The organism is Sediminibacterium goheungense (assembly GCF_004361915.1).
GTDB lineage: Bacteria > Bacteroidota > Bacteroidia > Chitinophagales > Chitinophagaceae > Sediminibacterium > Sediminibacterium goheungense.
In genome coordinates, this window is sequence record NZ_SNWP01000011.1 from 177,890 (window position 1) to 189,750 (window position 11,861).

11 protein-coding genes are annotated in these 11,861 nt (G+C 40.6%); 1 reads left to right on the forward strand and 10 read right to left on the reverse strand.

Going from position 1 to position 11,861, the window contains the following annotated elements:
- Positions 1 to 71: 71 nt before the first annotated feature.
- From BC659_RS08350 to BC659_RS08360, 3 genes are read right to left on the reverse strand one after another with little or no spacing between them, the layout of a single operon-like run.
- Positions 72 to 377: a DUF4286 family protein gene (locus BC659_RS08350; RefSeq protein WP_133474260.1), complete on the reverse strand. Its 306-nt coding sequence runs from the start codon at positions 375 to 377 to the stop codon at positions 72 to 74.
- 24 nt (positions 378 to 401) lie between these two features.
- On the reverse strand, positions 402 to 1,172 hold the full coding sequence (locus tag BC659_RS08355) for an exodeoxyribonuclease III (RefSeq protein WP_133474261.1): 771 nt from the start codon (positions 1,170 to 1,172) through the stop codon (positions 402 to 404).
- Positions 1,173 to 1,182: 10 nt separating this feature from the next.
- The gene (locus BC659_RS08360; RefSeq protein WP_133474262.1) at positions 1,183 to 2,538 is read right to left on the reverse strand and encodes a hypothetical protein; all 1,356 of its coding nucleotides are present in this window, start codon (positions 2,536 to 2,538) and stop codon (positions 1,183 to 1,185) included.
- Positions 2,539 to 2,617: 79 nt separating this feature from the next.
- Here BC659_RS08360 and BC659_RS08365 point away from each other — a divergent pair, with 79 nt between their 5' ends.
- The gene (locus tag BC659_RS08365; protein WP_133474263.1) at positions 2,618 to 3,349 is read left to right on the forward strand and encodes an LOG family protein; all 732 of its coding nucleotides are present in this window, start codon (positions 2,618 to 2,620) and stop codon (positions 3,347 to 3,349) included.
- Positions 3,350 to 3,445: 96 nt separating this feature from the next.
- On the opposite strand, the gene metH is transcribed toward BC659_RS08365, so the two are convergent.
- The 7 genes from metH to BC659_RS08400 form a co-directional block, all read right to left on the reverse strand.
- The gene (gene metH / locus BC659_RS08370) at positions 3,446 to 6,163 is read right to left on the reverse strand and encodes a methionine synthase (RefSeq protein ID WP_133474264.1); all 2,718 of its coding nucleotides are present in this window, start codon (positions 6,161 to 6,163) and stop codon (positions 3,446 to 3,448) included.
- Positions 6,164 to 6,177: 14 nt separating this feature from the next.
- A complete protein-coding gene (locus BC659_RS08375) occupies positions 6,178 to 7,194 on the reverse strand; it encodes a homocysteine S-methyltransferase family protein (protein WP_133474265.1) in 1,017 nt (338 codons plus the stop codon).
- A 238-nt stretch (positions 7,195 to 7,432) separates the two neighbouring features.
- The gene (locus BC659_RS08380; RefSeq protein WP_133474266.1) at positions 7,433 to 8,344 is read right to left on the reverse strand and encodes a DUF5777 family beta-barrel protein; all 912 of its coding nucleotides are present in this window, start codon (positions 8,342 to 8,344) and stop codon (positions 7,433 to 7,435) included.
- 26 nt (positions 8,345 to 8,370) lie between these two features.
- Complete coding sequence (locus BC659_RS08385; RefSeq protein ID WP_133474267.1) at positions 8,371 to 8,901, reverse strand: YceI family protein; 531 nt, start codon at positions 8,899 to 8,901, stop codon at positions 8,371 to 8,373.
- A 19-nt stretch (positions 8,902 to 8,920) separates the two neighbouring features.
- Positions 8,921 to 9,526: an OB-fold protein gene (locus BC659_RS08390; protein ID WP_133474268.1), complete on the reverse strand. Its 606-nt coding sequence runs from the start codon at positions 9,524 to 9,526 to the stop codon at positions 8,921 to 8,923.
- Between the two features lie 176 nt (positions 9,527 to 9,702).
- Complete coding sequence (gene recR / locus BC659_RS08395; RefSeq protein WP_133474269.1) at positions 9,703 to 10,317, reverse strand: recombination mediator RecR; 615 nt, start codon at positions 10,315 to 10,317, stop codon at positions 9,703 to 9,705.
- 94 nt (positions 10,318 to 10,411) lie between these two features.
- Positions 10,412 to 11,830 (reverse strand): Ig-like domain-containing domain, encoded by a 1,419-nt coding sequence (locus tag BC659_RS08400; RefSeq protein ID WP_162847392.1) that lies wholly within the window; start codon positions 11,828 to 11,830, stop codon positions 10,412 to 10,414.
- Positions 11,831 to 11,861 lie beyond the last annotated feature (31 nt).

The window sequence follows — 11,861 nt, forward strand, 5'->3', positions numbered from 1 at the left end:
CCAAAGCGGGTTTCAGAGCAATATAGCGAAGTTTTTGCATTACCAAAATGAATTTGCAAAACTATCCACACTCAATTCACAACCTGCATTAATGACCGAAAACCAGCAAACTGGTCGCCCCATTCATTAAAGGCATCCTGCCGGAGAGCGGCTGCAAAATCGCGGATATAACGATCGTAATCTTCACGGGTAGGTGCCATATACTGCGTAGCATAGGTAGGCCCTTCCGTTTCATCAACTTCGAGTACCCTTACAAACCTGAAATCGGAAAAGCATCCTGTCTGCATTACTTCGGGTATGTGTTTGTCTTTCATCCATGCTACCCAATGATCATGAATGGGCCAGGCAAGCTGAATGGTAACATTATAGATATACATAGGGATATAATTTGCTTACACTGATCAGGTGGTTAGTTCCAAAAAGATCGGACAATGATCGCTGTGTTTTACATCCGGATAGATAGCAGCGGCCTTTAACTTGTCGTTCAGGTTATCGGTAATACTGATATAATCAATACGCCAGCCCTTATTTTGCAGCCTTACGGAAGGGAAACGCTGGCTCCACCATGAATAAGCCCCTTTTGCATCAGGATTTGCATAACGGAAAGTGTCTGTCCATTTACTGGCAAGAAACTGATCCATCCAGGCCCTTTCTTCCGGTAAAAAACCGGATGATTTCTTATTGCCTTTCGGATCATGGATATCTATTTCAGTATGTGCGATATTGTAATCCCCCGTAACAATGAGTTTCTTTCGTGTTTTCCGGAGTTGTTGTAAATAATTGAAAAATTCATCCAGCCATTGGTATTTATAGGTCTGTCGCTCATCTCCACTGGTACCAGACGGAAAATACGCATTGATGAGTGTGAGATCTCCAAAGTCGGCACGTATTACCCTCCCTTCGGCATCGCTTTGCTCAATACCATTGCCATACAAAACATTGTCGGGTTTTATTTTAGTAAAAATAGCCACACCACTATAGCCCTTCTTCTGTGCAGAGAACCAGAAAGTATGGTAACCTAATTTTTCTATGGCAGCAACATCTGCATCTTCTTTGTTGGCCTTGGTTTCCTGTAAACAGATAATATCTGCAGGATCGCTTGCCAGCCAGTCTGTAAAGCCTTTTTTCATGGCAGCACGTATGCCATTAACGTTGTATGATATTATGCGCATGTACTGATTTTTATGGGTAAAACCTGCAAAAAGCGATCATTAATAATTGATTCAGTTTTTCAGTTTCTAAAGATGCATCAAAAATAGCAATCCGCTCAGGTAAATACTTTCCTTTTGCTATAGCAATTTCTTTTTCATCCAATCTGATTAGTTTTAAACTGTTCCTGTCGGCACAGTGAATTACAAATGCCTGATTTCCGAGGAATCCTTTTATCTGGTATTCAAGTAAAATATTTCTGGGTGTAGAAATTCCTTCGATAGTGATAACAGAACTACTGTCGTAACCATTACTTATCTTGTTTAAAAAGATCTTTTTCTCAGGCACACCTATATTTTTATGGATACTGAAACGTGCAATGGTATCATTGTCTTTTAATAGTACGTGTACAGGACCTGGCAAAAATTGAGTAAACACATCTGCCTGACTAAGAAAATTGAAATCCGGATTTATTTCGGTTATCAATTTTAGTGTATAGTTTTTATCTCTGATAACATCGCGACACTCTTGTCTCAACTGAACAAAATCAGATTTATTCTGGTTTCCTGTTGCATTGATTACATTGGCAATAGGGGTATTCTCACCTATATTTTTATTTTTCCCTTTTGCTATTAATTCTTCATAAAAATGATCCCCGAACCTTAGCATTTCAGATTCACTATGGCGTTGATACGAAAAAATATCCTTCTGTGTTTTTGTTTGAATGATAGGATACTTGCTGATTTCCGGCAGAATAAAATTATCTGCATAAAAAGGCGGAGGTGCTTTTATTTCAATCATATCAGTCATATTCTGCTCATCCAGCAAACGACCGATACCCAGATTCAGTATATCAGTAAAGCCTTTTGGTGTGGCAGCAAGATTGGTGGGAATAATGCCAAAACCATTACCGTTTCCGGTACTTACACAAATGGTAAGAACGTCATTTGATAAGATTTTTTTCTGGTGGTTCACAAATAAAACACCTAGCTGAAGAATTGATTTGGCTCGCCTGAATACTAGTGAATCTGACAGGTACTGTGGTTGACTGGAATAAAATGTATATGGATCATATTCATAAATGTCGATGTACAAATGCAGGGTTGAAGTATCGGCATTAGTAAAATAAATGCTGGTATTTGCATTCAGCTTTAGGTTTTCTATTGGAAGGATACGTAAAGCTGTATCGTTGATGCTTGCATTCTTTTTGGCGAGTAACTGCTCATTTAATTGCTTTATAAAAACCGATCTTGTATCAGCCATTGAGAAGTAACTCATCATAGGCCCCATCATTGAAAAGGTTCTCACCTGTTCGAGTATTACATTTTGCTGTGCAGTAGCAGACAATAAACAGAAGATGGATATAATAAAGAGGCTGAATTTTCTCATAAAATTGTTAAGTATGGTTAGCTTTCCAATTAGCAGCAAATTTTATGCTAATTTGAATTTTTTATCAATTTAATACGAAATGGAGAAAACAGAAAGATTCATTCCTGCTCAGGAATCGGTTTATTTGGATGGCCCCAAACCCAGGATTAATGAATTATCATTTGCGTGGCAGATTTTCCGGCAGTTTATAAAAGGGTTCCGTACCCTGCACTTCGTGGGTCCTTGTATTACTGTATTTGGTTCTGCGCGATTTAAAGAAAATCACCCATATTATCAGGCAGCTGTTGAATTTGGTAAACGTATTGCTGCACTGGGATTTACCACCATGACTGGTGGCGGACCCGGTATCATGGAAGCTGCCAATAAAGGTGCCTATGAAAACGGAGGACAGTCTGTGGGTTGTAATATCAAATTACCTTTTGAACAGTACCCTAATCCATTTATGCATAAATGGATCACTTTCGATTATTTCTTTATCCGGAAAGTATTGTTGGTGAAATATTCCTATGCTTTTGTAATAATGCCAGGTGGTTTTGGTACCATGGATGAGTTTTTTGAAACACTAACACTTGCGCAAACAAAAGTGATTAACGATTTTCCGATTGTTCTGTATGGCAAAGATTATTTCCAGCCCCTGTTAGATAGTATTGATGAAATGGCAAAACGTGGTACCATTTCTGAGGAAGATAAAAAACTCATTTTTCTCACTGATGATATCGATGAAGCTATGAACTACATACAGACCTATGTTCGGAAAAATTATACAGTAAAACCGAGAAGACGGTTGTGGTGGTTGTTTGAAAAAAGGTGAGAAACAGAAAAATAAGGAATATGAAATAACAAATCAGGAAGTATAGTCGTTACCAATTTTCTAATTTCTTATTTCATGTTCCTTATTTTTTATTCCTTATTCTAATACCGGACTTAACCATCTTTCTGCTTCGGCGAGTGGCATATTCTTTCTTCTGGCATAGTCTTCCAGTTGATCGCGTTGAATTTTGCCTACGCCGTAGTACTGGCTTTGCGGATGTGAAAAATACCAGCCACAAACGGAAGATGCAGGATACATAGCCAGACTTTCTGTTAGTTCAATACCAATAGTTTCAGTGGCCTGTAACAGTGCAAACAGCTTGTGTTTTTCTGTGTGATCCGGACAGGCAGGATAACCGGGTGCCGGGCGAATACCTACGTATTTTTCTTTGATCAACTCATCATTACTAAGACTCTCTGTTGTGTCGTAACCCCAATATTCTTTTCTGGTTTTCAGGTGCAGGTATTCTGCAAATGCTTCAGCTAAGCGATCGGCTAATGCCTGCAACATGATTTTATTGTAGTCGTCGTGATTGGCTTCAAAGTTTTTGATATGTGTATCTATACCATGAATGGTTACAGCAAAAGCGCCTATAAAATCCTTTTTACCACTGGTTTTAGGGGCAATAAAATCTGCCAGTGATAAATTCGGCTGGCCCGGTGCTTTTTTAATCTGTTGGCGAAGGAAAGATAAAGTGATAATAGTGTTTCCGGCATTTACGCTTACATCATCATCTTCACTGGCGGCTTCCCAGAAACCAATGGTTCCTTTGGCTGTGAGCCATTTTTCAGCTACGATTTTATCCAGTAAAGCGTTGGCATCGTTGTATAATTTGGTAGCTTCCTTTCCAACAATAGTATCTGTAAGTATATCGGGGAAATTACCATGCATTTCCCATGCAATAAAAAAGGGTTTCCAGTCTATATAGGGTCTTAGTTCACTCAGGTCCACATCAGCAAATACTTTGGTACCTGTAAACTGCGGTTGGGTAGCATTGAATCCGGCCCAGTCAATGGCAGCCTTATGTTGCAGTGCTTCCTGGTAAGGCAGGTATTGTTTGATGCTTTTTTTGTTATCGAAACCTTCTTTCAGTTTAATGTATTCTTCTTCCGTCGCTTTCAGGAAAGAGACTTTCTGTTCTTTATTTAACAGCGAACCTGCTACGGTAACACTTCTGGAGGCGTCTAATACATGCACTACACCATGCTGGTATTCGGGAGCAATTTTAACGGCGGTATGCATACGGGATGTGGTAGCACCACCTATTAAAAGCGGTTGTGTCATATTTCTACGCTTCATCTCTTTGGCAATATGCACCATCTCATCCAGAGAAGGGGTAATAAGACCACTTAAGCCAATGATATCTGCATTTTCTTTTTGCGCTGCATCCAGAATTTTGTCGGCAGGCACCATTACACCCAGGTCAACAATATCATATCCGTTACAGCCCAGTACTACACCGACAATATTTTTACCAATATCATGAACATCACCTTTTACGGTGGCCAGTAAAATTTTTGCAGCACCAGCTGCTTCTGTATTAGCGGTTCCGGATGCAAGACTGGCTTTTCTTCTTTCTTCTTTTTCAGCTTCTATATAAGGCGTAAGAACAGCTACGCTTTTCTTCATTACACGTGCACTTTTCACTACCTGTGGTAAAAACATCTTGCCTGCACCAAATAGATCGCCCACTATGTTCATGCCATCCATTAATGGGCCCTCGATTACATCGAGTGGTTTAGGATATTTTAAACGGGCTTCTTCTGTATCTGCTTCAATATAATCTGTGATGCCATTGATAAGGGAATGTGCCAGACGTTTTTCAACTGGTTCATTGCGCCATGCTTCATCTTTTACTTCTACTTTGCCCTTTGCTTTAACTGTTTCCGCAAAAGCGATAAGTTTTTCAGTGGCTTCGTTATTGTCATTGTTTTTGTTCAGCAGTACATCTTCACAAAGCTGACGCAAGGTGGGCTCTATTTCATCATATACTACGAGCTGACCTGCATTTACAATTCCCATATCCATGCCTGCCTTGATAGCATGAAACAGGAATACAGAGTGAATGGCTTCTCTCACATGATCGTTACCCCTGAATGAAAAAGATACATTTGATACACCACCACTTACTTTGGTGAGTGGCATCAGTCTTTTAATTTCACGGGTAGCTTCGATAAAATCTACTGCATAGTTGTTATGCTCCTCAATACCGGTGGCAACAGCGAAAATATTCGGATCGAAAATGATGTCCTGTGGAGGGAAACCTACTTTTTCAGTAAGAATTTTATAGGCGCGATGGCAGATTTCAATCTTCCTTTCTTTCGTATCGGCTTGTCCAACTTCATCAAATGCCATTACAATAACGGCAGCACCAAAGGCTTTGCAGATAAAAGCCTGCTCAATAAATTTCTCTTCTCCTTCTTTCATGGAGATAGAGTTCACAATGCATTTACCCTGTACACATTTAAGTCCGGCTTCAATGATCTCAAACTTGGAACTGTCGATCATAATCGGAATCCTGGCGATATCAGGCTCACTTTGCAGCAGGTTCAGGAAAATGGTCATGGCTTTTACGCCGTCTAGCAGCGCATCATCCATGTTTATATCCAACACCTGTGCGCCGCTTTCCACCTGCTGACGTGCCACTGATAAAGCTTCTTCATATTTATTCTCACGGATGAGTCGTGAGAATTTTTTGGATCCGGTAACATTGGTACGTTCTCCAACATTTACAAAATTGGTTTCCGGACGAACCACCAGTGGTTCGAGTCCTGATAACCTGAGATAAGGCTTGATAGTAATGGTCTCGCTCATGTATAAGTCTTGCATTAAGCCAAAACGGTTTCCACAAGGGGAAGCTGTCTTGGAGTAATTGTTTTAACGTGATCGGCAATATGTTTGATATGATCGGGTGTTGTTCCGCAGCAACCTCCAACAATATTTACAAAGCCTTGTTTTGCCCATTCTTCTATGAAATGTGCTGTTTGATGTGGTGCTTCATCATATTCACCCATGGCATTGGGTAAACCGGCATTGGGATAGGCCGATGTGTAACAGGCTGCGATCTGGCTCAGTTCTTCAATATGCGCACGCATTTCGGCAGCTCCTAATGCACAGTTTAAACCTATACTTAACGGCTCAGCATGCATCACTGAAGTATAAAAAGCTTCCAGTGTTTGTCCGCTGAGTGTTCTGCCAGATGCATCGGTAATGGTACCGCTGATCATAATCGGTAGTTCGGGAATACCTGTTTCTCTGAAAAATTGCTTGGCCGCAAAAATGGCACCTTTTGCATTGAGTGTATCGAAAATGGTTTCAATCAGTAAAATATCAACACCACCATCTACCAAACCCTTAATCTGTTCTTTATAAGCCGTAACTACTTCATCAAATGTAACAGCCCTGAATCCGGGATTGTTAACATCCGGTGAAAGGCTTAGTGTTTTATTCAGTGGTCCGATAGCACCGGCTACATATTTCGATGTGGCACCGGGGTTTTCGGCCATAAATTCAGTAACAGCATCTTTGGCGCATCTGGCTGCAGCCACATTTAATTCATAAGCCAGCGATTGCATATCATAGTCTGCCATGGCAATGGTGGTACTGCTGAAAGTATTGGTTTCAATAATATCAGCCCCCGCAGCCAGGTATTGTTTATGAATGCCTTTAATGATGTTGGGTTGCGTAATGCATAAAAGGTCATTATTGCCTTTTACATCGCAATGCCAGTCTTTAAAACGTTCACCGCGATAATCAGCCTCTGTAAGTTTATGACGCTGGATCATGGTACCCATGGCCCCATCAATCACTAAAATCCTTTTTTCCAGTTCTTTCCGAATACTCATATTCTTTTATTTAGGGCAAAACTTAACTGCCATAATAATATGTTACCGGACTAAAAAACGTAAGGAGAATATGACTATAGGTCTCGTGTACGTTTATTAGTTCGATTTTGTCCCGATACAATCGGGATGACAGGCCGAACAATAAACAAATCCGCCTGTGTAGAATACAAAGATAAATAAAAACCAATAAAAAACCCCTGATTATCAGATCAGGGGTTTTTTACAAGGAGAATAGTAATTACTTGTTTTTCTTTCCGCCCAGTGTGAAAATGCGGGAAATGTTGAAGCCATACCTGATATCGCCTTTACCCCATGAGCCAAAAGTTTCATGAATAAAGGTATGCTCATTCATACCGATAGAATTGGTAAAATGCAACTGGAATACGTGGCCACCCGTTTGTATGTCTACACCGATGGAAAGAGGATTGTAAGTGCCATCAAAACGCTGTGTCTGCACAAAGTATTCGGCATTGATACTTACCCGTTTACTCACTTTTTGACGGGCGAGGAAGCCTATGGAGAAAAGATCCTGTGCGCCCCCGGTTAAAAATAACTTTCTGTTATACCGGGTATAAGTAGGAGATATCTGCAGAGAAGTATGTTCATTGAATTTACGGGCCACCATTAACTGAGCGGTATAATACATCCTGTCTTTGGTTTTTACATTGAGTGTGGGATCAGCATAACGAACGCCACGATAGGCCATAGCACCTAATAGGGAAATGGTGACCGGAACGTTTTTCGTACCTGATTGCTGACGCAGTATCCGGTATTTTAAAAAGCCATCGCCTTCTTTGTTGGTACCTGTTCTGCCAATACCGATCATCAGGTTATCTGATAAACCAAAATCGAAACCTATACGTGCCGACACAAAGTCCAATCCAAACAGGTTATAAAAGCCCTGGTTCAGTGGGGCAAATCGGTGGTTGATGCGAAAATCCATACTGCCTTTTCCCGTAATTTCAACTGTTTGGGTGGTAACAAGGCGGGTGGAATAGAACGTATTCAGTGTGCGTTCTGTTTTGTTCTTGTCTTCTGCGGCACTTGCACTGTCCTGCATTTTAAACAGGTCTACTTGCTGTGCATGGGCAAAAAAATGGGTACAGATCAGGCATAATACTGCCAGTGACCTTTTTAGCAGGGTCTTCATACAGGTGTTTTATATGGATGAAATGATTACTGGTATTGACAGCTTACCTCAACATCTACTTTCTCAGTAACAGAGGATGCGTCGATTTTGAAATCTTTAAGTGAAATCACAAAAGAGCCACGAGCAGTGGGTTTGCCAGCCTTTATTTCTACAACACCATTCACTGTTACATTTTTAGTAACACCATGCATGGTAAGATCTCCTTTTACACTTACTTTATAACTGCCGTCTTTTGTAAAGTTTACTTCTTTCAGGTTAACGATATTTCCCTTGAAATCTGCCCTGGGAAACTTGGTACTTTCGGCATACTGATCGTTAAAGTGCTCCTGCATTTCTGCCAGCTTGAATTTAAAACCTTTCATCAGCAAGCTGAAAGTGAGCTGGCCATTATCGGCAATCCTGCTGGTTACTTCGTTATTTACGGCTTTAACATCACCATCAGTAGGCGATTCGAATGTAATTCTGCCATTACGGGTGGCAAAAACTTTTTGCGCATCGGCCTGAAACCCGATGAATAAAAATGCTGTTACAACTGCTAAAATGCTGATCTGCTTCATACTTACTGTTTGTCCTTTCTTATTTTACTAATACGCCTTCATTGATAACTACATTGGCATCCGGAATATAACCGGTACAAATGCCTTTAAATGTAATGGTATCTCCTGCTTTCAAAGCGCCTGGATCTGTTTTAAATGTACAATTGATCACAAAAAACGGATCGTTCGTTTTAAAATCTACGACAATATTGCCATCCTGGTTTGTCGTTACACTCATTACTTCTCCTGTTATCTGAATGGCTTTATCCAGGTAAAGACCGTTTGCCTTGGTTTCGTCTGCTACAAAAGCTTCAAATAACTGTTGTGCTGTAACCTGTATGCCTTTCTCACTGCTTACATCTCTGTGCTCCCTCGCATACACAAAATACACGGTTAGGCTTACTGAAAGAGCGATTCCTATAAGCCCGATCCATAAAAGGTTTTTAGCCTTCTGGAAATTGGCCAGTATGTACACCAATAAACCTGCAAATGGAAAGAGCAAAATAGCAAGTAACCACAAGATCTTTGTATTATTCTCAATATCAGTACGTCTGAAGACCTGAATCAACGCTAAGATCAAAATAATGATCCAGATGATGCCTGTACAGATCAATCCAGCAACAATACCCGCAAATTCAAATTGCATAACTCTATGTTTAGATGGATGAATAAAACCTCAACGACCTGTTTTGTTCACTGTATGGAAAGGTACAGCAGGATGACGAGGAATAATTCAATGTTTAAACTGCAATTTAAGCAATCCCATCCATACCAACAATTACGAATGCCTCTGTAAAAGGTTGCTTTTGCCCTAAAATTCTGTTATTTCACATATTGCTGAACGGGTAGACGATTGGCAATGCTACGGGCCAGGGTCATTTCATCGGCATATTCCAACTCACCGCCAAAAGCAATGCCCCTGGCAATGGTGGTTACCCGGCAGGGTAAATGAGCCAGTTTTTTCTGGATATAGTAAATAGTAGTATCACCCTGAATATTCGGGTTAAGGGCAAAAACCAATTCTTCCGTTTCTTCTTTTTCGATACGTGAAACCAAAGATTCGATACTCAATTGATCGGGGCCTATACCATCCAGCGGAGAAATAATACCTCCAAGCACATGGTAAGCACCATTAAACTGCTGGGTACTTTCAATGGCTATTACGTCCCTGATATTCTCTACCACACAAATCAGTTTCTGGTTGCGCATGGAGTTGGCACAGATGGAACAAATGTCTCCATCACTGATATTATGGCAACGCTGGCAGAACTTGATATCTCTTCGCATCCTGGCAATGGTTTCACCAAAATGCTGTACATCATTTACTTCCTGTTTCAGTAGGTGTAAAACCAGTCGCAATGCTGTTTTCTTGCCAATACCAGGCAATTTGGCGAACTGTGCCACCGCATTTTCAAGTAAAGAAGAAGGAAGTTGCATAAAGCAAAGATAGCGACCAAGGGAGTAAGTTTCAAGCTACAAGATATGAGTAAGAGAGGCAATTAGCAGCCAGAAGCTCGCAGCTCATAACAGCTTACTGCAAAGCAATCGTAACCTCATTATCCCAATTGGCGCGTATATTGAGTGTTCTGGGTATGCTTATCACACGTTCGGGCTGTTGTTTTTTCCCTGCACTGAAATGTCCGGTATCCCATTTGCCATTTTTATTGGTATCGTACAATATTCTTACATCATAGGTTCCGGGTTTAAACCTTTTAATGGTAAAATCGTTCACAGTTACCGGATAAGAGGCAGTGATCTCCTCATTTTTTACCAGTTGAATAATGGGGTGCAATGAGGTGTCTATATTCGGAAGGCGAAAACGAACCGTACCGTATTCTGTTTCTTTACGTGATAGAATGGTTACGGTATCAGATTTTGGTAGGGTAACTGCATTTGTATCGGCCAATGCTTCTTTCTGCATAATCAGCTTATAAACCATATTTTCTTTCCACGGATAATCAATGATGAGCTTCTTCCGTGTAGAGTCAAGGTTAACCTTATAACCTTGTATCGCTTTGAAATTGCTGTCCAGTAATGCTATTTTAGTGGTATCAACAGCGAATAATTTTCTGTTGAAATACAGGGGCAGGTCACTCATCAGGTCCTGCTGACCATTGTCGAAAACCGGCAGGTATCGTAAGCGTCTGTCATCCTTCAAAGAAGGAGGCAAGGCCGCACCGGCATCTGTAGCTGTTTTCGCTGGTTTGGGTGATTCAATAAATGCATATAAAGTATCGCCTGAAGTATTGCCGTTTATGGTAACCGGTCCATTCCGGAAAGCAAATAATTCAGTGCTGTCAAATACTTTATTATAGCTGTTTTTATTTACTACATAGGCAGCAAAAGTACCAGCAGGCAGGTTTTTGAAACTGAATTCACCCTTACCATTCAGTCTGGTATAAAAACGGGGCTGTAATTTTTGAATGGCCGAATCGGAAAGATCCCGGTGAAGTACTACCCAAAGTGTACTATCTATTTTTCCTGTTTCTGCAACGATCACTTTACCAGCGTAGGTATTGAAATCAATAGTGGGACCCGTTGAAAAAACATACCGGAAGTTTCTGGCAATATTTTCTTCATTCACATCCTTGATGGCTGATCCGAAGTCGATGGAATAAGTGGTATTGGGTTCAAGCGAATCACGAAACTTAATTGTAACATTTCTTAGTTTGTAATCAGCAGCGGGTGTGGACTTAAGTACGGGAGAATAAATAATATTTTCCGAAGTATTGTCCAGTTCTACAAACTCATCGAAACTAAGGGTAATGTTTTTGGTTTTTACGTTAACGGCAGAATCTTTCGGCAGGGCCATTACCAGCCTGGGTGGTAAACTATCTCTATCGCCGCCACTGGGTGGCACAATATTGGCGCAGGATCCTGCGAACATAACCACCGATACAAGCAGTATCAGTAATTGAACAAATGAACTGGTAGATAACTTTCGTTTCATGAATGATGCAAACTTACAGGCTTTCCTCCTT

Bases quoted from the DNA above. Each gene is read 5' to 3' on its own strand.
- BC659_RS08400 (WP_162847392.1), bottom strand. From the start codon at position 11,830: ATGAAACGAAAGTTATCTACCAGTTCATTTGTTCAATTACTGATACTG.
- BC659_RS08365 (WP_133474263.1), top strand. From the start codon at position 2,618: ATGGAGAAAACAGAAAGATTCATTCCTGCTCAGGAATCGGTTTATTTG.
- BC659_RS08380 (WP_133474266.1), bottom strand. From the start codon at position 8,344: ATGAAGACCCTGCTAAAAAGGTCACTGGCAGTATTATGCCTGATCTGT.
- metH (WP_133474264.1), bottom strand. From the start codon at position 6,163: ATGAGCGAGACCATTACTATCAAGCCTTATCTCAGGTTATCAGGACTC.
- BC659_RS08350 (WP_133474260.1), bottom strand. From the start codon at position 377: ATGTATATCTATAATGTTACCATTCAGCTTGCCTGGCCCATTCATGAT.
- BC659_RS08390 (WP_133474268.1), bottom strand. From the start codon at position 9,526: ATGCAATTTGAATTTGCGGGTATTGTTGCTGGATTGATCTGTACAGGC.
- recR (WP_133474269.1), bottom strand. From the start codon at position 10,317: ATGCAACTTCCTTCTTCTTTACTTGAAAATGCGGTGGCACAGTTCGCC.
- BC659_RS08375 (WP_133474265.1), bottom strand. From the start codon at position 7,194: ATGAGTATTCGGAAAGAACTGGAAAAAAGGATTTTAGTGATTGATGGG.
- BC659_RS08385 (WP_133474267.1), bottom strand. From the start codon at position 8,901: ATGAAGCAGATCAGCATTTTAGCAGTTGTAACAGCATTTTTATTCATC.
- BC659_RS08355 (WP_133474261.1), bottom strand. From the start codon at position 1,172: ATGCGCATAATATCATACAACGTTAATGGCATACGTGCTGCCATGAAA.
- BC659_RS08360 (WP_133474262.1), bottom strand. From the start codon at position 2,538: ATGAGAAAATTCAGCCTCTTTATTATATCCATCTTCTGTTTATTGTCT.